Here is a 23435-nt window from a genome sequence, read left to right as displayed (position 1 = left end):
CGAATATGTGGCAAATTTTTTCAAAAGAATTAAATAGTTTTTTCAGTGCCGTTTTAGGGTATTTAGTAGTTTCTGTCTTCCTAGTGATGATGGGATTGTTTGTGTGGGTTTTCCCTCAAACAAGTGTTTTAGAAGGAAGTTATGCTTCTTTAGATACACTTTTTAATATCGCACCTTATGTATTTATGTTCCTATTGCCAGCCATCACGATGAGGGGATTGGCAGAGGAAAAGAAAACAGGTACATTAGAATTGTTATTTACCAGACCCTTAACGGATACTCAGATTGTAGTTGGTAAATTTTTAGCAGCTTGGGCTACAGCATTAATTGCTTTGATCCCAACAGTGGTTTATTACTATTCGGTGTATGAATTAGGAGCACCAAAAGGAAATATAGATACGGCAGGGGTATTAGGATCTTACGTTGGATTAGCCTTTCTAGCTGGCGGTTTTGCAGCTATAGGTACATTTGCTTCCTCGATCACTTCGAGTCAAATTATCTCCTTTATTGTAGCAGTAATGATCTGCTTTGCCTGCTACGATGGTATATCTTCTGTGGCTTCTATTCCAGCTTTATCCGATTATGCTTACAGTATAGGATTGTGGGGAGTAGACTTTCATTACAGATCATTAAGTAGAGGATTAATAGACTCTAGAGATATTCTGTATTTTTGCAGTCTGATAATTGTAGCATTAAGCATGGCAAGGTTATCAATTAGTAGCAGAAAATGGTAATTTGCCCCTTCTGAAAACAAAATAATTTTTTGATAGTTGTAGAAAAGTTGGTCATGACCTTCTTATAAAACATATACAATGGCATCATTCGACTTAAAAGAGGCAGGTCTTTTACTTGCAAACAAACTAGAAGAACAACGTTTTGGTGAAGCACCCGAAACACTTTATGAACCCCTTCGCTATATTCTAAAAATAGGAGGTAAACGTTTGCGTCCTGCTTTAACCCTATTGGGATCATATCTTTTCGATGATGATTTCAAGAAAGCTTTATCACCTGCAATGGGCGTGGAGATTTTCCATAATTTTACCCTTATGCACGACGATATCATGGATGAGGCACCACTTCGAAGAGGACAGGTAACTGTTCACGAAAAGTGGAACCCAAATGTTGCAATTCTTTCTGGTGATGTGATGTTGGTGAAAGCCTACGAGTATATCATGCAAGTAGATGATAAGATCCTACGTCAAGCTATCAACCTTTTCAATAAATGTGCTGCAGAAGTCTGCGAAGGCCAGCAATTTGATATGGACTTTGAGGAAAGAGATACAGTTGGAGAGGAAGAATATGTAGAAATGATTCGCCTAAAAACGGCAGTACTCATTGGCTTTGCTTTACGTCTTGGTGCTTTAATCGGAGGTGCTTCTGATGAACAATCTTTAGTGGTGGAAGAGTTCGGTGTAAATGTTGGTTTAGGTTTCCAACTGAAAGATGATATCCTAGATGTTTATGCTGATCCAGAAAAGTTCGGTAAACAAGTAGGAGGAGATATCATTTCCAACAAAAAGACTTTGATGTTGATTAATGCTTTACAGCAAGCACAAGGCGATGATGCAAAAGAACTAAATGCTTGGATTGAAGCAACTGATTTCGATAAATCTGAAAAGGTGAAAGCAGTGACTGATATCTACAATAGATTAGGCATTAAAGAATTAGCTACAGCAAAATCCAACGAATATTTTGATAAAGGATTTGCAGCTTTAGATCGCTTAGATGTTCCTGAAGAAAAGAAACAATTATTGAGAGAATTTGGAGTGTATCTTTTGAATAGAGATCATTAAAAAAAGAACTCTTAATCCGATATAAAAAATGAGGGAAGCAATGTGAAAAACATATTGCTTCCCTTTTTTAGTAGGAATTTGTAATAGATAAATAGCAATGAGAAATAGCTATGAAATCCTGTCTGTGTAATTTTTAATCATGAATTCTTCGCAGTTTTTTTAGTAAACATATTTTTAACCTATTTGTACTTTTCTTATAAACGAGTTGGGAGTTTAATTTCTTTTTTTAATTGTCTTAGTAAATGCTGAGGGAACCCTACCCCCAGCATTTGTTTACCTTAACTAGTACTGAAAAAAAATAGTACTCATAAAAAAATAGTAGTTAGTTATCATGTAATTATTAAAGCCTACAAGAACTTATAAAAGTTTGTATATAGTAGTTCAAGTACCCCATCATAAATACGAAGTTGAAAGTTTATTTCTGCTTAGAAAATATATTTTATAAATGGAAATTTAAATAATTGAACTGGCTAACTATACCATTATGTTATTCTATAACAATGTTGTGCAATGGTACTGTATAAATCATTTTGGATGAATTTTTTGTCATAATAAAGTAGCGTAATAATCTCTGTTTTTTTGGGGTCGACCTTTGTTATCGACTAATACAAATGTGAGGGATTGTTGACTGAAAACCTCAAAAACAGGGGGGACAATGGGGGGACAAGCAGAAAAAAGTGGCTTTTTTTTTAAAGATCATTTAAAATATTTAGATTCATAACACTTTTTACTATGACATTACCACATCTATTTTATGAACTTTATTTCTAAGCTGTTTTTTACTTTTGCTTTTTTATTTATTTCAAGTGTTCCTAAAAGTGTTTCTGCTTCTAATACATCAGATACTACTAACATAGAAAAACTATGGTTGCTAGATTCATTACAAAAAAATAATGAAAACGAAAGGGTAGATAAAGGATTGAATGAACTTCGGTCAACTATAAATGATCAGACTCCTAACACTGAGCAGGTATTATTTTATGCTCTAGAAGGTGAACGCTTTTCGAATCAATCGAATATGAAGGGGGCCATTCGCTCTTTTGAGAAATTATTGGATATTCCATCTAATAGTCTAGATCGAAAAGTTGCACTTATCCAAGCGAAAGGCATAAATGATTTAGGAATAGAATATATGCACAATGGTGAATTAGAAAAAGCTAAAAAAGCACATTTCAAAAGTCTGGAAATTTATCAAGCCTATGATGATCCTCAAGGAGGTTCATTTAATTACGGTAACCTTTCTATTATTTATAAGGAACAAAAACAAATAGATTCTGCCATGTATTACCTCAGCGAGGCGACAAAAATGGCGATTCTAGCAAAAGATACTTTGGGAATAGCTTATCATTCTTTAAGTCATGGAATTTTATTGATCGATAACCACGAACCGATAAAGGGTTTGAAGGAGTTGAGTAAATCAAAATATCTTTTTCAAAATTTGAATAATGATCATATGATTCATTATACCAATAGAATAATGGCCGGTGGATATAAATCGATAAAAGATTATACCAAAGCAAAAGAACTATTAGCTACCTCAAAAGATTATTACGAACAGACAAAAGATTTAAAGCGATTAGGTCAAACCAATTTAACTATTGGTGAAATGTATTTCGAACTTGATCAATTAGATAGTGGGTATTCTTTTATTAAAGAAGGTATTATTTGTTTTGAAACTTCACGTTATGTAAAAGGTTTAGTCAAAGCGTTTCATTTGTCTGGAGAGTATTTCGCGGAGAAAGGAGAATATGATAAAGCTATCGATTTATATCAACGATCATTATCACTTTCTAAGGGGAAATATAAAGGAATGACCTCCAATTCAAAGTTAGCTTTAGCGAGAATAAATTATCATCAAAAGGATTATCAAAAAGCTTATCAGTTAACGGAGGAGGCTTATAAAATATCTAATGGTAGTCTGAATGAGGGTACGGAAATGTCCTATTTTAAATTGATGTATGAACTAAATGCACAATTTGGTAACTACAAAAAGGCCTTGTATTATTTAGAACAACTTGATAAAAAGAAATCAGAAAGTTTTATACAAGAAAGAGCAAATGAGGTCGCACGAATAGAATACAATTCTAAATTGATGTACGAACAAGAACGTTTTCTACTGAAACAAGAGCAAGAAAGAGCATTATTTCAGAATCAGTTAGAAAACGAGCGATTGATAAAGTATGTGGCTATTTTGATCACGGCATTAGTTTTAGTGATATTGCTTGCTCTTTATCGTTCTTATCAGCAAAGAAAAAGAACAAACGTTGAGTTGTTGAAAAAGAATAATGAAATAAGTGAACTACGTTTATCTGAAAAAGAGTTAGCGGAAGAAACACTAGCTTTAAAAGAAAGAGAATTAGCAACTATCACAATGTTATCGCACGAACGTAACACTTTATTGGATCAACTAAACAATCAAATTAGTAAGCTTTCTGGAAAAGTAGACGATGAAGTGATTCCAGATATTAAAGACATAAAAAAGACCATCAAACTCAATTTAAGTGATGATAGTTGGTCGGATTTTACCTATCAATTCGAAAAAGTGCATCCGAGATTCTTTGAGAAATTGAAAACAAAATACCCATTACTTACACAAAGAGATCATAAGATATGTGCTTATTTAAGAGTAGGTATGGAAAGAAAGGAAATAGCCACAGTTTCTAATATGACGCCAGAAGCAGTGAAGAAAACACTTTACAGAATTAAAAAGAAAATGGATTTAACAGCAGACGATAACTTGAGAGAGTTAGTCATGGGGTTATAAAACGAAAAGGAGGCTATCTCATTTAGAATGAGATAGCCTCTCTTTATTATATTGAAAGTTTCCTTTCTAATTATTTCGCAGCTGCAAAACGCTTAGATACTTCTTCCCAGTTTACTACGTTCCAGAATGCTGAGATGTAATCCGGACGACGGTTTTGGTAGTTTAAGTAGTATGCGTGCTCCCAAACGTCAAGACCTAGGATTGGAGTTCCGCCACACTCACCTTTCATAAGTGGGTTATCTTGGTTTGCTGTAGAACATACTGAAACAGCACCGTCTTTTACGCAAAGCCATGCCCAACCTGAACCGAAACGAGTCGCTGCAGCGTTAGCAAATTCTTCTTTAAATTTATCGAAAGAACCAAATGCAGAGTCGATAGCTGCAGCAAGATCACCTGTTGGAGCTCCACCTCCATTTGGAGATAAAATAGTCCAGAATAAGTTGTGGTTGTAGAATCCTCCACCGTTATTTCTTACGCCACCTGCAAGGTTGTCAGCAGATAATAAGTCTTCGATAGACTTATCAGCATCTGCAGTTCCTTCGATTGCTGCGTTTAATTTTGAAGTATAAGCAGCGTGGTGCTTAGAGTGGTGGATTTCCATTGTGCGAGCGTCGAAATGTGGCTCTAATGCGTCGTACGCATACGGTAATGATGGTAATTCGAATGCCATTTTAAAAAGTATTTTTATTGTTTAAAGATTATGTTTAAAAGCCGTATAAAGCGATAAAAGCTAAATGATGAGCTAGATCACTTTTTTGATATCGCAATTAACACAATTCAAATCAAAAAGCGAATCTTTTACCCCATGAAAAAATCTATTGATGTATAATTTTTAGTTATACATAAATAAATATGTAAAGACTTTACATCTGTACGCACATTGCTAAAGAATGTACATACATATGCTAAATGTCAATTTAAATGATCGGTTTGTAATTTTCTTTCTCTACTAATTCTACAATCTCAGAAGTACCAGACGATAAATCGCCATTGGTCCATTGCCATTCTTCTTTTAATCGTATTGCACCATCGGGGTCGATACTAGGTGTAGATTTACAGAAACCAGTCATGATTTCTTTGTTTAAGTTGACGTGTTGATAATTAAACTCCAACGTTCCGTCTTCTTTTATCACACCTGTTAGTGTTCCCATTCGGATATTAGGTCCGTGATAAGTGGCCCAAATCACGTCTCCACCTTGTCGGTAGTGAAAAAAAGTTTGATCGTCTACTTCTCCATTGTCAGAGTTGACTACTGCTCGAAATCGTTTGTTGTGGTAATGTATTTTTTTCATAGTGCTGAGTTTGATTCACGATTTACTTAAATAATTATTCAAAATCAGTAACTCTCTAACCATAAGTTTGTTACAGTGAATAATCATTCAGTATTCTCATCGCGAAAAGTATAATTCATCTTAAGTGTAAATTAAGACGAATATACTATTTGCCCTGATTTTTTACCTATCAGAATGCTATTTTTTAACTCACCACCTACTGCATCTGGGTATTGACTTGCAGTTTTGAAAATATATCTAGCTTCTCTAAGTCTTTGGTTTACAGCTTCCCAAACAGAACTTTTTGTTTCTGTTGGAGGATCTTCCTCATAATACGATTGGAAATCTTTTTGTTGATAAAAGATAGGGAACAACATCAAATTGGTATTTTTACTAATCTGATTTCTTCTCACGTAAGTGAAGGAGTGTCCAGAATGTAGCCATAGATAGTTAGTGATAATATTTCTATCATGGTTTTTATTACTCTCCGTTTTTACCACACAAACTTCAATCTCATACGATCGTTTCAGCTTATTTTTCAATTCCCACTCAATGTACTTTTTCATTGATGCAGGTTTATCTCTTAAATCCACTCCAACCAGTGTTAACTGATACGTTCTTGCGTCTAGTTTTTCTGGAAGTAATGCATCTAACATTGGAATTAAGTTCTCTTCCATCTCTCCCAAATCTTTTAAAAGATAGTTATCGATCACGATCATTGAATTGTGAGGGTGTCGGAAACGTTCCAATTGTGACCATTTTTCGAATCGTTTTACGGCGCCACGGTCTTTTGTGACATTGTACAATGACCAATTGAACATGAATCCCGCTTTGTAACGTACTCTTGTTGGGTTTAAAGTGATTAATCCATATTGATTTTCAATCTCCTCACATTCCTTATTACTCTTATCTAAGAAGAATAAAGTTTGAGGCATGCTTTGTTCACTCACTTTATCTAAGTGATCGAATGCCTCTTTTTCACATCGTAAAGACGATCCTCCGGAAGAAGCATTTTTCAACATCTTTTTAATATAGGGGTTGGTCTTACTCATCATTGAAAGTTGAGTAGGATCTACATCTAATCTTAAATCAGCTTGTTTGTTGATAAACGAATAGAAATCCATCCACGATCGGCTCCACTCCATATCGTCCAATTCATCTTCAATAGATGGTCTCTTTGCAAAAAAAGCAGTCAGTGAATTTATATTTGCGTAGGTTGTTATTCTTTCCATGTTAATCTTGTTTTGGATAAAAAGTTTAGAAAACTCTTCTCCTTTCTACATTTGTTTTAAGTGGAAAAGCTCGATAGCAATGTTGTCCGCCTCATCGAAGAATCCTTCTCCGAACTCGTTATCCAACTCTCCGTCTTGCTGTATGTTGAGCAATTGCACTTGAGATTTCCCTTCCGGTACTTTCTCCGGGTTATATAAGTAGTACACCTTCGACTCGTAAGGGGTAATCTTACGTTTAGCCGTCCAGTATTGTAATTTTCTAATTAAATATTCTGAATGAGTTTCCAATAGGAAGCTCGTTTGATATCTGTAAGAAGCGTCGATGATTAAATCGGCCAATTTCGATTGCATCTTCGGATGAAGATTGGTTTCCGGTTCTTCTATCAGAAGTGATCGGTGATTGTTTAAAGCAATCTTTAAAAGAATAGGTAATAACTGAGAAATACCGTACCCTAAATCGGCCAAATCCAAGGCATGCCCTTTTTTATTTTTGATGACCACATCAGAAGCAATACCTTTTACAGAGTTGATTTCAATTTCATTACCAATCTCGAACTCACGAATCCAGAAATTCACAAAGTCTTTGGCTTTTTGATCCGCATCTTTGGCAAAATCAAATAGTAACTGACTGAGAACACTCGATTCTGTATGTAACATTATTCGTTTTGTGCTACCTCTTTGGGCTTCTAACAATCCAAAGTTGAATAGCTTTCCGCAACTTTTAAAGATATGTTTCACACCCTTCATTCCCTCTTCAATAAAGTGGAGGAAACCTTCTTCGAGGACCTCATCAATATTAATTTCAAACAGTTGATGAAACTCTTGTGAACTCAAAGGAAGTTCTGGCAATTGATCCAATGCCTCCATGTTATTTTCTGAAGGTGAGATCGCCAAAAGTTTTCGATCTTCTGTATTGAGTAATGGAACATCTCTTAATAAAAAGCCAAGTGAGGCTAATTTAAAGCCTGAACCATCTTCTTTTCTTTCACCAAAAAACTTTATCAATTGGTCTGCTGAGAAGAGATTTATTTTTTTGATTTTGGATTGATGTTCCGTCATATAGGCATTCAAGCGAGTACCCAAAAGCAATAATACTCTCTTATGAATCACTTCTTCTATAGCCGAAACTTTAGCTTCATCTTCCCAACCTGTTTTCTCCTTTAGTTTTTTTCTATCAATACTAAAGAACTTTTTGATAGGACTGTCTAAATGAAGCATCGCCCCATATTCATATAAATTCTGAATGTCGAAGAAACTTGTGAATACAGGAATCTCTCCATCAGTTTTATAGTATTCTCCTCTTTGACCGGCAGCTAATAGATAGGAGTTGCCGTTTTCGCTACCTACATAATGTAAAGCACCGTTACTTAAAGGAGTATATAGTAATTTTCTTTTTCCGGTAAATCGTTCTGAATAGGATAAACTAATGTTACAAAGCTTTCCTTCTACACTATCGTATTTAATTTCTAAGAATAGGCGTTCAGTAGTGTTTACTCCAACAGGTTTTACAGAATAAACAATGTCTTTGTCTTTGATATTCAAAATATCACGAACAAGAGAAGACATTGGAATATCCATTTCCAACCAAGAAACTAAAGCAGATTTTAACTCTTCTACATCAGTGACATTATTCTTATCGATAAGGTTTCTCCAACGTTCGTTATTGATCCTTGTTTCTTCTTCGTTTCTTTTAGGCGTTGGTTTAGCATCTGTTAAGTGCACCAACTTTCTAATACCGATAAGTTCGTGTGCTCTATGCTTTTTGTACCATGCTTTTTTGATGATATCCGAGAAAAAAGCTCTGTCTATGGTGGGAGGAATATGTTGTGCTACATCAATTGGAATATCCAAGTTCTGTAAGTGATTCACCACCTTGGCTGCCTCTCCAAATAGCTTTTCGATATTATCGACAGTAATTCTATGCTCGAAGGCAATATTTAAAAGCTTATGAAGAATCGCTTTTATAGTTCCCGAATACTCAATTTCACCATTTCTTGTTAAATGCTGAATGTGGCGAATCATATCTTGGGAACGGTTAATAAGTACTCCTCTTAGGAAGTACATCCAATTTTTCCAATTGGGTTTTTGCATTAAATCCGAAAAGGATTCTACACCTTCTAGATCAGTATATGCTATAGAAATTTCCCTTTGGCCGAGTTCAAACTTTTTAAATGGGGCTACTCCAGGTTGAGGAGCAAACTCCAAAGTAAAACTTATTGGTTTAGATGGATCAGTATCGTGATTTCTAGCTTTATCGATATTACCTAAGTTATGATAAGGTCCTCTAAAGTCTAGTTCCTCTAAACGGTTCTTTTTCCCATTGTCCTGAAGCAATAGCAATGCTTTAAACAAAGAACTTTTACCGCTACTATTTGTACCAGTAAGTACATTGATAGGGGAAAAATTAAACGTAGTACTTTCCTTAAAAACCCTGAAGTTCTCTAAAGTAAGACTTTTTATATTGGCCATAGGTTGGTTTATTAAATCAGTTTAAAAGATATGCCTATTTGGGTTTGTAAGGCATACAACGTGAAAAAAGATCTGCAGCTATATTCTATTGCATTAGGTTTCTTCTGACTTCAAAGATAACTGAATAACATATGTTAAACAAATGTAAATCTTTAATTAATTCAATAAATTATACCTGCAGTGTTCTCTCTTTTAATCTGCTGTAAATCCAATCTTTGTGTGGCTTCCGTCGCAATAAGGTTTGTTTTCTGATGCTCCACATCTGCAAAGTGCAATTTGCTTATTCGACATGTTTTCTGTTTTTCCTGCAATTGATACCTCTAAGTTTCCTTTTACCAATACAGGTCCATCTTTTAGTACTGTAATTTTTACATCACCACCTGTAGATTCTTTTTCCTCTCCAACTAAAGTTAAAGCTCCCGAAGGACAAGTTTTGACAGTTTTGATGATTTCATTCGTTGCTGCTAAAGACAAATCTATCCAAGGTCGGTTGTTGGGATTGAAAACTTCGGGTAGCGCCTGACATTTTTTTGCATGAATACATGCATCAGGTTTCCAACGTACTTTTACTTCGTCGGTACTATAAATTTTACTTTTTGATGATTCGCTCATAGTAGTTTTTGTGTTGTTTTAAAATAATTTATGTTTATTTGATGTCGAAATGATTCATCTACATAATTTAACTGATAATAATTTCTTATTCAAGCTATTTAATGACTAGAGTTTTTTGAAACTATTCCTCTAGACAAACGTATCAAACACAAAATTTTGACTAAAAATTAATGAGCGAAAACAATCTCAATGGGTTCGTCAATGCTTTTAGAAAACTAGCTGTTGACACTCTAAGTATCAGAGAAGGATCCGACCCTGCTGCCACTATTGAAGGTATCAAGAAAGATATGACGTTTAAAGGTCCTGGAGCATGGATTTTAATTTTTTCCATTCTAATCGCTTCTATCGGATTAAACGCCAACTCTACTGCAGTAATTATTGGAGCCATGTTAATTTCTCCATTGATGGGACCTATTCTAGCTATAGGAACTGCCATTGGAATTAACGATTTGGAGATGATGCGTCGTGCCCTCAAAAACTTAATGATAGCCGTTGTTATTAGTTTAATTACTTCAACAATCTACTTTTACCTTACCCCCCTTAATGTAGAACAATCCGAATTATTGGCTAGAACTAAGCCCACAATTTTGGATGTCTTTGTCGCTATTTTAGGTGGTTTCTCGGGTATTATAGCGGGTTCACGAAGAGAGAAAACGAATGTAATTCCAGGGGTAGCAATTGCCACTGCTTTAATGCCTCCTTTGTGTACTGCGGGCTTTGGTTTGGCTAACGGAATGTATCACTATTTCTTTGGCGCATTTTACTTGTTCTTTATCAACTCGGTATTTATCACTTTATCGACCTATATCGTAGTAAAGTTCTTACGTTTTCCTGTCAAGAGTTTCATCGATAGAAGAAAGTACAGACGATATCAGTTTTTCTTTGCTGTATTTATTGCAGTAGTCATCATGCCATCTGCAGTTATTTTTTATCAAATGATTCAAGAGACCCGCTTTAAGATATCATCTGAGAGATTTATACGTGAGAACACTGAATTTAAAGGGAGTGAATTGATTACTCAAAAGATAGTTTATACTGATTCCCTTTCAACAATTGATCTTTACTATATGGGTAATCCTATCTCAGAGGATATGGAGATTTTCCTTAATGATAAAATCAAAAGTTATGGTTTAACTGCTAAAATTGATGATTACTTCCCTATGACCAAAAAGACAGTAGTAAAAATTCATCAACAAAATATAGGATCTGATTTTGATGAAGGGGACGCTACTAAAATGATGGAGGCCTACACCAAAGATCTTCATATTAAATTATTGAAGGACATCTACACTAAAAATGAAAAGGTGATTGAGGACAAGGATGCCAAAATCAAAATTTTAGAAAAAGAGATTTTTCATCTGACTCAATCAAAAGGCGACACCTTACCAATACATCAAATTTCCAAAGAGGTAAAGACTTTATATCCTGAGATTTCATCATATGGTATCTCCAAAGTTCAGGTACAAGAGTGGAAAGCAGATTCTCTGATGATGAAGGAAAAGCCTATCTGTTTTGTGAAATTACCAAGACGATTACCGAAAAAGAGATCAACTTACTTGAACGATTTTGAGAAATGGATTCGAGTAAGATTAGATAATAAAGATATAGATGTGAAGGAGATTTAGATCTCCTCACAATTTTTTCACCTACAATTTTTTAATTAAGATGGACTATTTCATGATCGCTTTTATAGTGATGATCATGGCCTACTATTTTGCTAGAATCATCATTGATAAAGCCAATAAAAAACTGGATCCAGAAAAAAGGGCAGAGTTATTCGATATCTTTTCATCGGGTAATAAATTGACAATGATAACCACGGTGGTCATCATTGCAGGATTTTTTCTGTCACTCCGTTTTCAAGTTTTAGATCCTTTGATTACCTATATTATTTATATGTTAGCTTTATTTTCATTTATGATTTTTAAGGTGATAAATGGACATAAAAAGCTTCAAGAATTTGCTTACCCTAAGGAATATATCTATTCATTTTTATTCTCTTCAGGAATTAGATTCTTTGGAATCCTCTTCTTTTGCGGATTGATTATGATGGATGTATTGGGTTAAGGCTATAATGGTATCCAATAGAAAAACTCTCTATCATCAATATTTTAATTGATCATAGAGAGTTTTTTTAATACATCGTTATTGGATAAACTAATCTTTATTGGCCATCAACTTCTTTTTGTAATCAATTTGATTGATCATGTAATCTTTGTCTTTTTCGTTGGCCACTAAGTGAAAGAGGTTTGAAAAACGGTTCATGTGACTGGGTAATTCACTATGAGGTTTAATCCTAATAGTAGAAGGAAAATGCCACACAGAAAAATTGATAGATAGATATTTGATCATCTGAACGTTGTCTTTTTGTTCATAGAAATGTTCAAACACATCTGGCTGATTGAAAAGAAATGCATATTTCTTTGACATCCAGTAAAAATAATCCGCCCAACTCTCGATGGGGTAATACTTACCTTTGGCTTCATAGTAATCGAATACCATATTACTGTGTGATAAAGAGTCGCTTAATGGACCTCTGCCAGTAATATGAGGAGATGCACTTTTCGAAAAAGCTTCATAACTCCCAAATTCTTTTACGTCTATTTCTACTAAATCATATTTTTCTTGAGCGTAGATAGTAGTAACAGTAGCCATCAGTAACAATAGAGATGATAGTAATCGCATGAGATAGTTAATTGTAAATTGTTAATGACTTTTAACAATATCGTAAATAATTGAGATATTTAATAGAGAAATGTGAAAAAAAAAGAAAACATCCTATTGATAATGAAATCATTAGGATGTTTTCTGGAATTATTTTTAAAAGTTGTGTTTAATGTTAAGCTACTTGATAGCCGTTTTAGATATCTTTAGGAAGTACCTTGTTCAACAAAACACCAACAAAAGCGGCAATACTTAAACCTGAGATACTTATTGTATTCCAAACTGCTACTTCTTTTATTCCAATACCCAATACAAAAATTAACGCAGTAATGATTAGATTTCTAGAATGAGCGAAATCTAATTTTGCTGAAATCAAAGTTCTCACACCAACTGCGGCAATCATACCAAAAAGAATAATTGATATACCTCCCATCACAGGCACTGGGATAGTTTGTAAAATAGCACCTACTTTTCCTATCATGCTTAGTAGAATGGCAAATACGGCAGCGATTCTAATAACGGATGGGTCATATACTTTAGTTACGGCAAGTACACCTGTGTTTTCACCGTAAGTTGTATTGGCAGGGCCACCAAATAGACCTGCAAACATTGTAGCTAATCCATCGCCTAACATCGTTCTGTGGATTCCCGGATTTTTTAAAAAGTTCTTACCAACAACGGCTCCATTAGTAGTGATATCACCAATATGCTCAATAAATACAACCAAGGCCACAGGGGCAATGGCAAAAAATCCTGAAGCTGTAAACTTAGGAACAGTTAGTACCTGACCGATGACCTCTCCTGAAAAACCAAACCAATGAGCATTGACTACCGGATCGAAATTGACCATTCCCATAAAATAAGCAGAAATATATCCCACAGTCACCGCAATCAAAATAGGCATCATTTTAAAGAATGAATGCTGAACGATAGAGGAGATCACCATGGTAGAAATAACGATTAATGCTATAATTAAGCTTTTAGAATCGAATGCCCCGTCAGAATATCCTGCCATTTCTAAAGCAATAGGGCTTAGTCGAAGACCAATGACCATAATCGTTGGGCCAATAACTATAGGAGGAAAGAAAGATTGTACACTCTTTACCCCAAACTTTTTTATCACGCCGGCCATGATAACATACACCAAACCAGCTCCAATAATCCCTGCTTTCACCTCAGATAAACCCTCGTTTTTTAATACAAACGAGATGGCTCCTATAAAGGCAAATGAGGATCCTAAAAATACAGGGACGATTTTCTTTGTAACAGAATGAAAAATTAATGTGCCGGCTCCTGCAGCGAATAATGCAATAAGAGGGTGAAGCCCGGTAAGAAATGGAACTAGCACAGTCGCACCAAACATGGCCAAGACGTGTTGCATTCCTAGTAGGTATTTTGTTTTACCAGTAATTGTTTCCATGAAGATAATGAATATTGAATTTTGGCAAAATTAATATTCAGGTTGTTGTATTAAACTGTCGAAAGTCAGTGTTTTAGAATTATTTTAAGATTTGCTGTGCTTTATTATTTGAAAGTACTTGTTTAGATAAATCTGAATATTTGGAGAGTATGGATACAGTGATTTTAAAGTGTGGGGAAACGTTACAAAACATTTTTAAGTAATAAGATTCTTTTTTCTATTACATATGCTGTAACACCCCCAACTGTATAACTCACCATATCACTCCATAAAAATCCATGTCCAAGAGTTAAACTACCGATCGTAGTATTTCTAAAAGCAACTAACCAATCATAGGAGAGCAATTGCTGAAATTCTATCAAATAGCAAATGGAGACGCTAATTATTATAATGAGTTTTGGTGATTGATCGTTCAATAGAAAAGCGATGATAAAATAGAACATAACGGCATAGAAAAAATCACCTAAATAAGGGTAGATGAACTCAGGGATAAATCGAGTCCTTGATGCTAAACCGAGACATATCACCAAAAGGATATAGAAGAAATAAGTCAGTCGACGACGAGACATAGGTGTGTTAGTTTGTTTTAAGTTCATTTTATAAAGATAAAAAATAGGCCCAATAATTATAATAATAACTATTGGGCCTATTTCTAATTTTAAGCATTTTGCTCCTTAGATCTCAGAACGATTTCTGTAATCTCTGGATCCATACCAATACGACCGGCATAAGCATGGTAACCAAAACCTCTGTTGACATATAGCTTTTGTTTACCTTCTTCGTATAAACCTGCCCATCTTGGATATTTATACTGTACAGGACTCCATTTAATACCTGGTATCTCAATACCGAATTGCATACCATGAGTGTGGCCCGCAAGTGTAAGGTCAATATCTTTATGATTTCTCACCTCAGCATCCCAATGCGATGGATCGTGGGAAAGAAGAATCTTGAAAGGTACATCACTTAAGTTGGCTTTGGCAGCATTGATATTCCCGTGCTGAGGGAATGGAGGTAAGCCCCAGTTTTCAACACCTACAATACCTAACTTCTGACCGTCTTTTTCAATAACTCTATTTTCATTCAATAAAAGATCAAAACCGATCGCTCTATTGGCATTTTTTACATTGTCTAGATTGGCTACTTTTTCGGTCTGACTGTTCCATTGTACGTAATCACCATAATCATGATTACCTAAAATAGAATACATACCATGTTTCGCTTTCAAATTTTTAAAGACCTCAATCCATCCATCTGTTTCTGCTGCATAGTTATTGACTAAATCACCTGTAAAGAAAATCACGTCAGGTTTCTTGCTGTTGATGAGCTCAACAGCTTTTTCAACCGATCCATGACCTTTTGGAAAACTTCCGATATGGATATCAGAAATATGAATCACCTTTAAACCATCGAATGCCGATGGAAGGTTATCAAAAGCCAATTCTTTTCTGATGACTCTAAAGTTGAAACGTCCTCTAGTAAATCCGTAAGCAAATGCTCCTAAAGGAATAGTGGCTAAACCTGCTCCAACCAAAGTCAGGAACTTCGCTCTACTGATTCCTTCACCAGGAAAAGTAGTTTTTGATCCAAATACTTTTGAAATCAAATAAGTAATATCATCAGCACCATGGAAGATATTAAATACCAACTTAGTAACGAACGACATTAATATTAAAGCATTAATGGAGAAAATGATATTTGTGTACTCCGGTAATCTAAATTTATCGATATTGAAAATGAGCCAAACCAATGCGGCATATACTGCTACATTAAATACCCAAAAACTACCAATGGAAATTTGTCTGTATAATGGTCTAATATTTTCGGTGATTAATCGAATTCCTTTAAATGCATAAAGGTCGATGGCAATCACAAGGGAGATGAAAACTCCCATAAAAATCAGCAATCTACTGTTCATCGTATATTTTTTTAATTGACACGTGTCGTTGTTGAAACAACTATTGTGCGAAAAGGTTTTTGCTGACAGATTGTCGTGAAAGTAGAAATTGTTTAAGATTCCTTAGCATTTGATGGCGTAGTAATATGTGTTTTATTACCATACACCCTCTTGAAATACTGTTTGAAATAATCCAATCCTTGTACTTTTTTATAACTCTTTTGAGTGAAAACCTGAAGTTTTTTTGATGGATTATTGGGATCATTTTCTAGCTTCATTTCATAAACGAAAACTATTTTTCCTTCTCCTTTGCCTTTCCATCCATCAAAGCTACCAAATCGTAGATCGTTGATGTTATACGTGTGGTCATCCACTTTTTCAATAGTGTAATATCCTTTAGTGATATACAATAGATCTTTTAATTTTTCGGTTTGTTCCACTTCTTGCAGGAGTTCGTGATGTTTCTCCAAGGATTGAAAATTGACGTTTTTATCACTATCAAAAATAGAATAGAAACCAGTGTAGTATTTATCTTGGGAGTCAATACTTGCTGACCAAAGGAAAATATTCAAAGGAGTGGTTTTTACGATCATTCGGTCCTCACTAAAAGGAATACCTTGCTCCGTTAGGGCTTCGGTAAAAACTGTACGGGCATGTTGTTGGAATACAAAACCTAATAACAAATAAGAAGTACTTACAATAATTCCTATATAGTTTAAGAGCGTACGTTTATAATTATCTTTTGGTAAAAACATTGCCCAAATTAGACAAACCATGAACGGAAGTGTATAGTGTGGGTCGACTACAAACACGGAATAAGTAGCAAAGCCATAATGACTAAAAGGCCAGAATAATTGAGTTCCCCATGTAGTACAGGTGTCCAATAATGAATGGGTAGTGAAACCCAAGAAAACAAGTAATGTCCAATCCTTAAATGTATCTTTATTTTTACCATTCATCTTGTAAAAAAGATAACCAAAAAGTGGAGATATAAGTAGTTGTATGATTAATGAATGAGAGATACTTCTATGAAAGTGAAGCTGTTGTACTGCATCTAAAAAAGGATTAGCAAGTACATCTAAATCAGGAATTGTTCCTGCAATTGCTCCATAAATAGGTGCTTTATTACCAATTTTTTTACCTAATACAGCTTCTCCGACAGCGGCTCCAAGTACAATTTGTGTGAGTGAATCCATTAATTCAGTTAAATAATATTAAAAAATAAGACGAAAAATAGGCAAAAATCTAATAACACATTGCACTTGTACTACATCAATAAATTGGATAAATTATTGTATAAATGTAATTATTAAAAGTCAATTTGATCTGTTTCCATCTTTAACCAAAAGTAATAAGAACAGGCAATTTTTTCAATCTAACTATAACTAATAAGTCATGAAAATTCGTCACATCATTTTAGCATCAGTATTTTCTTTCGCAGTAATTTCTTGTGCTCAAGAGCAAAAGAAAGAGCAAACTGAGGAAGTTGCACAAGAAGTAGTAGTAGAAGAAGAGGTAGTTGTTGCTGCTGATTCTACTGTTGCTGTTGAGGTAACTGAAGAGGTTGTTGAAGTAGAAGCTCCAGCAGAAGGAGAAGCTACAGAAGCTAAAGAAGAAACTGTTACTGAGTAATCTTAACAAATTTCCAAAAAAAAGAGGTGATTTCATTGAAGTATGGAATCACCTTTTTTTATTTCAATTGATTTATATCGTATCGAAATTACCATTCGATTTTTTCTTTATTTAAAAAAGAAGCAATACCTTTTTTGCAGTCTTCAGAACTTCGAGCCTTTGCATTTGCTTCGACTGCTTTGTCTAAAGCTTCATCAATGGGTAAGTGCCATGTGGAATGTACTAAATTTTTTGTGTTGGCTTTGGCTTCAACAGAAGTTTCCTTTATCAATTTCTTCGCAAAAGAAAGCACTTCCTCTTCCAATAGTTCTTCTTCTGTAATTCCATTTATTAAACCATAGTCCAAAGCCTGTTTGGCTTTAATTATTTGACCAGATAATAATAATTGCAATGCTTTGCCCTCACCAATTTTTCTTGTCAAGAAAATGCTTACAATAGCGGGAATAAAACCAATTTTTACTTCAGAGTAACTAAACTTTGTACTGTCTGATGCAAAAGCAAAATCGCATAAAGTAGCCAAACCACAACCTCCTGCTATAGCGGCCCCGTGAATTTGGGAGATGATAATTTTAGGAAAAGTATAGATCAAATAAAACAATTCTTTAAGTTGATTGGAGTCGGCTAAATTTTCCTCGTAAGTGTTCTTTTGAAGTTGCTGAATATATTGTAAATCTGCTCCAGCGCAAAATACTTTTCCGTTTCCTTTTAAGATGATCGCTTTAACTTCTGCATCTTCTTTAATTTGAAGAAGAAGTTGCGTTAATTCTTTGACCATATGATCGTTAAGTGCATTTCGTTTATCGGGTCGATTTAATTGTATTATACCTAGTTGTTCTATTTTATTATAAATAATTGTTTGGTATTCATTCATGTCTTTGAGTAGATTTGAGTGTATTATTTTTGACTAAAATCACATACACAATATCAATTATTTGAAGACATAATCAAAGTATATTTCGTCAGATTATTGGTAACCTATACATACTAATCGTTCACATGAAAACAGATATCCAAATTGCTCGCGAAACAGAATTAAAAAAGATCAGAGAAATTGCTGCATCGGTAGGAATTTCAGAAGACGATTTAATTCCATACGGTCACTATATGGCAAAATTGCCTTATGATGTGATCGACGAGAAGAAAGCAAGCAATAGTAAACTAATTTTAGTAACTGCTATTACTCCAACGAGAGCCGGAATTGGTAAAACAACTACCTCGGTGGGTTTAGCATTAGGTCTACAAGAATTAGGTAAAAATGCCATTCCTGCATTGAGAGAACCATCATTGGGAGTGTGTTTCGGTCTTAAAGGTGGAGCTGCCGGTGGAGGATACGCTCAAGTATTACCTATGGAGGATATCAATCTTCATTTTACAGGTGATTTTCATGCCGTGACTTCTGCGAATAACATGATCTCTGCTTTGGTCGACAATCACCAACATTTTAACAGAGCAGAAGGTAAGCAACTAAAAAATGTACTTTGGAGAAGAGTACTTGATGTAAACGATAGATCCCTTCGTTCTGTGGTAACAGGTTTAGGTGGTTTCGTTAACGGAAAAGTATCTGAAGCAGGATTTGATATTACTCCTGCATCAGAGTTAATGGCCATCCTTTGTTTGGCTAAAGATAGAGAAGATCTACAAAAAAGAGTAGGTGATATCTACCTTGGTTACGATTACCAAAATGAACCTGTTTATGTTAGAGATCTAGGTATCGAAGGAGCAATTGCTGTATTAATGAAAGATGCAATTCACCCGAATTTAGTACAAACTACAGAAAATACTCCAGCGTTTGTACATGGAGGTCCTTTTGCCAATATTGCTCACGGTTGTAACTCAGTTTTAGCCACTAAGATGTGTATGAACTATGCTGATTACACAATTACTGAAGCAGGTTTTGGAGCTGATTTAGGAGCAGAAAAATTCTTCAATATCAAATGTCGTAATGCAGGTTTAAACCCAGCATTAACGGTGATTGTAGCGACTTCTCAAGCATTAAAATTACATGGAGGTGTTGAATTAGAAGACATCAAGGAGCCAAATCTTGAAGGTTTAAAAGCAGGTTTACCGAACTTGAAACGTCATATCGAGAACATGAAAAACTTTGGTCAGACGGTAATGGTTACTTTCAACCAATACGCATTTGATACCAAAGAGGAAATGGATTTCGTTGCAGGATGGTGTAAAGAGCAAGGTGTTGAATTTGCCGTAAACAATAGTTTTGTTGAAGGTGGAAAAGGTGCTACTGAATTAGCACAAAAAGTAGTTGATTTGGTAGAGACTAATCCTTCTAAACCTTTAGAGTTTACCTACGATCTTGAAGATTGTATCGAAACTAAACTAGAGAAAATCGCCAAAAAAGTATATCGTGCGGATGGAATCAAATTAGATAACAAAGCAAGATTGCAACTGAAGCGCATTAAACGTTATGGTTTGGATCATTTACCTGTTTGTGTTGCGAAAACACAGAGCTCATTTACAGACGATGCTAAGGTTTTAAATGCTCCTGAAGGTGGATATGATATTCATTTCGAAGATTTGATTATCAACTCAGGCGCTGGATTTATTGTCGCTAGAGCAGGTAGTATTATGAGAATGCCAGGCTTACCAAAAGTACCTCAAGCAAACAAAATTAAGTTTGTGGATGGTGAGATTGAAGGCTTGTCGTAATGAGATAAAACTTCCTTTTTTGAAGGATAAAATATAGATGGAGTTTACTCAAAAGAAAACCCACGATGTTTGTCGTGGGTTTTCTTTTTAGAGTGCATTTGATGACTCTTCATTAATATCAAATAGCTTATGGCTGTTGCTTAGTTGCTGCTAAAACAATCTCTCTCACATTCACCCCTTGAGGTTGATTGAAAGCATACCAAATAGCATTGGCAATATCTTCAGCCTTTAAAATACTACCCATTTCTTCTTTCCAAGATTCATATCCATCTTTGATTTCTTGATTTGTAGTATGCGATAAAAGTTCCGTTTCTACTGCACCAGGAGCTATTGTTACCATTCTAACGTTATCTAAAGCGGCTTCTTCTCTAGCATTTTCAGTAATAGCATGTACTCCAAATTTAGTACCGCAGTAAGCCGCATGATTACCAAACGTCTTTCTACCTGCAATTGAACTAATGTTGATGATTGTACCTCCTTTTCTCGCTCTCATCTGAGGTAAAACGATTTGCATACCGTTCAACACGCCCATGATGTTTACATCAAACATTTTTTTCCATTCTTGAGGATCTTGAACTGCGATATCACCTAAAAGCATCATACCTGCATTGTTCACGATAGCTTCTGTTTGACCGAATTGTTTTTCAGCTTCAGCGACTGCATTTTTAAAAGCATCGTAATCTGTTACATCCACTTTTTTAATTAAAGTATTTGTAAGGTTTAATGCTACCATTTTTTCTACTCGTCTACCTAAAAGCAAAAGAGGAAAACCTTGGTTAGAAAACAGTTGAGCTGTAGCAGCACCAATACCAGAACTTGCCCCTGTGATAACGATCAGACTTTTATTTGTTGATTCCATAATGAGAAGTATTAGATTTATTTATGATTGATATGTTTTATTTAACTGTTGATACAAAGGTATTTACTGTGTTATTGTGATCAAAATACTATTTTTGTATCGTTATCATAAGTTTTTATTATGGATGAAAGATTACTCCGTTTTTTTGTAGCGGTATACGAAGAAAAAAATATTTCTAGAGCAGCTGAAAAGTGCTTTGTTTCTCAACCTAATATCTCCAATGGAATAAAAAACATTGAGGAATTATTAGGGAAAGAACTTTTTGTGCGACATAAAAAAGGAGTAACGATAAAGGAAGAAGGTCATCAATTATACCCTATTGCGAAAAGAATATTAGGAGAGTTAAATGAGATTCCTGAACTGTTTAAGCAAAAGGATTTTAAGCAAAAAGTTATTCTTGGTGTAGCCGACAGTTTGCCTCAATCTTTAAAAAAGAAGTTCTTTCTTCAGATTGATGAGGAGGTATCAAATATCGAATGGGATATCAGGGCGATTGGTCGTGATTGTGATCTGAATCTGTTGGTTAGAGAATGGAAATTCGAAGAACATTTATTTCTACCGCTATGGAAGGAAGATTATGTTTTATGTATTCCGGATCATCATCCATTATGTGATAAAGACGAGATAGAAATAACAGATCTAAAAGGCGAACCGTTTATTCATTGTCCTCCTTGTGAGGCGCATCAGCAAAGTTTATCGATTCTGAATGATTTAGGAGGGAAGTGGAAAACAGTAGCGAATTGTGCCACTAAAAACGATGTGCTTACACTATTGGTATCTGGTCTTGGAATTACCTTTTTACCAGAATCTTTTGTTCGAGAGTGGAATGGGTTTCAGATCAAGAAATACAAGGGACCTGTATCTTACCGAGAAGTGGGATTATCTTATCCGAAAGATAGCTTAAGCAATCCTGCTGTGGCTGAAATAGTGAAGTTGTTTTCTAATAATAATCAGATCAACACTACCGAATAATTTTTATCATTTCTATTGCTCATCTCTTTAAACTATCTAATCAAATGCACGAGTTACTAAAGGAAAATATTAGTAAGCATGTTTCATTTTCAGAAGCTGAATTGGAAACATTTGGTCAGTATTTTCATCAAAAGACCATTAAGAAGAAGGAGTTCCTTTTGAGACAGGGGGAGACTTGTAAGTTCGAAGGGTTTGTATTGGAGGGCTGTTTTCGGATCTTCACTTTCGATCAAAAGGGAAATGATAATACGCTTTACTTTGCAGCAAGCGATTGGTGGTTAATGGATAATGATAGCTTTATGCATCAGAATCCTTCTCATCTTAACATGCAAGCTTTAGAAGATAGTGAAGTCTTGCTCATCAAAAGAACAGATAAATTGATGTTGTACGAGACTTTACCTCTTGTAGAAAAATTGTTTAGGGTAATGTCTCAGAAAGCATTGGTGGCTTGGCAACGTCGATTAATTCGTAACCATTGCGAGACAGCCAAAGAAAGATATCAGAATTTTATTGATACATATCCTTCTATTGCCTCAAAGATAAAGGATAAGCAGTTGGCAAGTTATCTTGGGATCACTCACGAATTTTTGAGTAAGATTAAAAAGCGATAGTTTTTTCAGAGAATTGAACTAGTTCAACTTTTTTTTGAAAAAGGTTATTGAACTTTGTCATCAAGATGAATAACCAAACTACGATGAACAAATTATTACTCTCTTTAATCGTCTCTATCTTTCTTTCAGGAGAATTGTATGCTCAAAATGCCTATGATATCACTGAGGAAGAAGCCCTCAAAGTCTTATTGTCTGCCAAAACAAAAGCAGAGGAAATGGATGTGCTTGTGAATATTGCTGTTACCGATGCTGGAGCAAATTTGAAAGCATTTATTCGTATGGATGCTTCTTATTTGGGAAGTATAGATGTTGCCATTAAGAAGGCAAAAACAGCAAGATATTTTAATATTGATACAGGTAAATTGGGTGAAATGACTCAGCCTGGAGGAATAATTTATAATATTGAATTATCCAATGGAGGATTAATAACCTTTCCGGGTGGATTACCCATTAAGAACAAAGATAATGTGATTATTGGAGCAATAGGTATTAGTGGTGGAACTATTGAACAAGACAGAGCTATAGCGATTGCTGCAGCTCAATCCATTTTAGAATTATAATCTATGAATGAA

22 protein-coding genes are annotated in these 23435 nt (G+C 34.8%); 10 read left to right on the top strand and 12 right to left on the bottom strand.

Annotated elements, in window-relative coordinates; translation table 11 throughout:
- Positions 1-5 precede the first annotated feature (5 nt).
- The 3 genes from gldF to KMW28_RS16905 all read left to right on the top strand — a co-directional run bounded on the left by gldF (position 6) and on the right by KMW28_RS16905 (position 4557).
- Positions 6-734 (top strand): gliding motility-associated ABC transporter permease subunit GldF, encoded by a 729-nt coding sequence (gldF, locus tag KMW28_RS16915; RefSeq protein ID WP_169662825.1) that lies wholly within the window; start codon positions 6-8, stop codon positions 732-734.
- A 78-nt stretch (positions 735-812) separates the two neighbouring features.
- Positions 813-1793: a polyprenyl synthetase family protein gene (locus KMW28_RS16910; protein WP_169662824.1), complete on the top strand. Its 981-nt coding sequence runs from the start codon at positions 813-815 to the stop codon at positions 1791-1793.
- A 754-nt stretch (positions 1794-2547) separates the two neighbouring features.
- Positions 2548-4557, top strand: coding sequence for a tetratricopeptide repeat protein (locus KMW28_RS16905; protein WP_169662823.1), 2010 nt, complete (start codon positions 2548-2550; stop codon positions 4555-4557).
- Between the two features lie 70 nt (positions 4558-4627).
- Here KMW28_RS16905 and KMW28_RS16900 read toward each other — a convergent pair whose 3' ends face one another.
- The 5 genes from KMW28_RS16900 to KMW28_RS16880 all read right to left on the bottom strand — a co-directional run bounded on the left by KMW28_RS16900 (position 4628) and on the right by KMW28_RS16880 (position 10141).
- Positions 4628-5227 carry a superoxide dismutase gene (locus KMW28_RS16900; protein WP_066212533.1) on the bottom strand — a complete coding sequence of 200 codons (600 nt, stop codon included), beginning with the start codon at positions 5225-5227 and terminating at the stop codon, positions 4628-4630.
- Positions 5228-5474: 247 nt separating this feature from the next.
- Positions 5475-5849, bottom strand: a complete 375-nt coding sequence (locus KMW28_RS16895; RefSeq protein ID WP_169662822.1) for a n-acetylglutamate synthase — start codon at positions 5847-5849, stop codon at positions 5475-5477.
- Positions 5850-5980: 131 nt separating this feature from the next.
- Positions 5981-7060, bottom strand: coding sequence for a hypothetical protein (locus tag KMW28_RS16890; protein ID WP_066212539.1), 1080 nt, complete (start codon positions 7058-7060; stop codon positions 5981-5983).
- 45 nt (positions 7061-7105) lie between these two features.
- A complete protein-coding gene (locus tag KMW28_RS16885) occupies positions 7106-9529 on the bottom strand; it encodes an AAA family ATPase (protein WP_169662821.1) in 2424 nt (807 codons plus the stop codon).
- A 192-nt stretch (positions 9530-9721) separates the two neighbouring features.
- Positions 9722-10141, bottom strand: coding sequence for a (4Fe-4S)-binding protein (locus tag KMW28_RS16880; RefSeq protein WP_169662820.1), 420 nt, complete (start codon positions 10139-10141; stop codon positions 9722-9724).
- Positions 10142-10311: 170 nt separating this feature from the next.
- Here KMW28_RS16880 and KMW28_RS16875 point away from each other — a divergent pair, with 170 nt between their 5' ends.
- Both KMW28_RS16875 and KMW28_RS16870 read left to right on the top strand, forming a co-directional pair.
- Complete coding sequence (locus tag KMW28_RS16875) at positions 10312-11766, top strand: TIGR00341 family protein (RefSeq protein ID WP_169662819.1); 1455 nt, start codon at positions 10312-10314, stop codon at positions 11764-11766.
- Positions 11767-11818: 52 nt separating this feature from the next.
- Positions 11819-12208, top strand: coding sequence for a hypothetical protein (locus KMW28_RS16870; RefSeq protein WP_169662818.1), 390 nt, complete (start codon positions 11819-11821; stop codon positions 12206-12208).
- Positions 12209-12298: 90 nt separating this feature from the next.
- Here the strand turns inward: KMW28_RS16870 and KMW28_RS16865 are convergent, their stop codons facing one another.
- The 5 genes from KMW28_RS16865 to KMW28_RS16845 form a co-directional block, all read right to left on the bottom strand.
- Positions 12299-12826, bottom strand: coding sequence for a hypothetical protein (locus tag KMW28_RS16865; RefSeq protein WP_066212550.1), 528 nt, complete (start codon positions 12824-12826; stop codon positions 12299-12301).
- A gap of 175 nt (positions 12827-13001) precedes the next feature.
- The gene (locus KMW28_RS16860) at positions 13002-14225 is read right to left on the bottom strand and encodes a uracil-xanthine permease family protein (RefSeq protein ID WP_169662817.1); all 1224 of its coding nucleotides are present in this window, start codon (positions 14223-14225) and stop codon (positions 13002-13004) included.
- Positions 14226-14407: 182 nt separating this feature from the next.
- Complete coding sequence (locus KMW28_RS16855) at positions 14408-14821, bottom strand: ribosomal maturation YjgA family protein (protein WP_205958132.1); 414 nt, start codon at positions 14819-14821, stop codon at positions 14408-14410.
- Between the two features lie 62 nt (positions 14822-14883).
- The gene (locus KMW28_RS16850; RefSeq protein WP_169662816.1) at positions 14884-16143 is read right to left on the bottom strand and encodes a metallophosphoesterase; all 1260 of its coding nucleotides are present in this window, start codon (positions 16141-16143) and stop codon (positions 14884-14886) included.
- A 92-nt stretch (positions 16144-16235) separates the two neighbouring features.
- Positions 16236-17318 (bottom strand): metal-dependent hydrolase, encoded by a 1083-nt coding sequence (locus KMW28_RS16845; RefSeq protein WP_169662815.1) that lies wholly within the window; start codon positions 17316-17318, stop codon positions 16236-16238.
- Positions 17319-17517: 199 nt separating this feature from the next.
- Here KMW28_RS16845 and KMW28_RS16840 point away from each other — a divergent pair, with 199 nt between their 5' ends.
- Positions 17518-17754 carry a hypothetical protein gene (locus KMW28_RS16840; protein ID WP_169662814.1) on the top strand — a complete coding sequence of 79 codons (237 nt, stop codon included), beginning with the start codon at positions 17518-17520 and terminating at the stop codon, positions 17752-17754.
- Between the two features lie 88 nt (positions 17755-17842).
- Here the strand turns inward: KMW28_RS16840 and KMW28_RS16835 are convergent, their stop codons facing one another.
- Entirely contained in the window at positions 17843-18625 is a 783-nt protein-coding gene (locus KMW28_RS16835) for an enoyl-CoA hydratase/isomerase family protein (RefSeq protein ID WP_169662813.1), read from the bottom strand.
- 125 nt (positions 18626-18750) lie between these two features.
- Here KMW28_RS16835 and KMW28_RS16830 point away from each other — a divergent pair, with 125 nt between their 5' ends.
- The gene (locus KMW28_RS16830; RefSeq protein WP_066212578.1) at positions 18751-20421 is read left to right on the top strand and encodes a formate--tetrahydrofolate ligase; all 1671 of its coding nucleotides are present in this window, start codon (positions 18751-18753) and stop codon (positions 20419-20421) included.
- Between the two features lie 127 nt (positions 20422-20548).
- Here the strand turns inward: KMW28_RS16830 and KMW28_RS16825 are convergent, their stop codons facing one another.
- Positions 20549-21280, bottom strand: a complete 732-nt coding sequence (locus KMW28_RS16825) for an SDR family oxidoreductase (protein ID WP_169662812.1) — start codon at positions 21278-21280, stop codon at positions 20549-20551.
- A 120-nt stretch (positions 21281-21400) separates the two neighbouring features.
- Between KMW28_RS16825 and KMW28_RS16820 the strand changes: the two genes are divergently transcribed.
- The 3 genes from KMW28_RS16820 to KMW28_RS16810 all read left to right on the top strand — a co-directional run bounded on the left by KMW28_RS16820 (position 21401) and on the right by KMW28_RS16810 (position 23423).
- On the top strand, positions 21401-22252 hold the full coding sequence (locus KMW28_RS16820) for a LysR family transcriptional regulator (protein ID WP_169662811.1): 852 nt from the start codon (positions 21401-21403) through the stop codon (positions 22250-22252).
- A 44-nt stretch (positions 22253-22296) separates the two neighbouring features.
- Positions 22297-22863: a Crp/Fnr family transcriptional regulator gene (locus KMW28_RS16815; protein WP_169662810.1), complete on the top strand. Its 567-nt coding sequence runs from the start codon at positions 22297-22299 to the stop codon at positions 22861-22863.
- Between the two features lie 83 nt (positions 22864-22946).
- The gene (locus tag KMW28_RS16810; protein WP_169662809.1) at positions 22947-23423 is read left to right on the top strand and encodes a GlcG/HbpS family heme-binding protein; all 477 of its coding nucleotides are present in this window, start codon (positions 22947-22949) and stop codon (positions 23421-23423) included.
- The last annotated feature ends 12 nt before the right edge of the window (positions 23424-23435 follow it).

Origin of the sequence: Flammeovirga yaeyamensis (assembly GCF_018736045.1) — a bacterium.
Taxonomy (GTDB): Bacteria; Bacteroidota; Bacteroidia; order Cytophagales; family Flammeovirgaceae; genus Flammeovirga; species Flammeovirga yaeyamensis.
The sequence above is the reverse complement of the archived record's forward strand: the minus strand, read 5'-3'. Positions and strand labels throughout refer to the sequence as shown.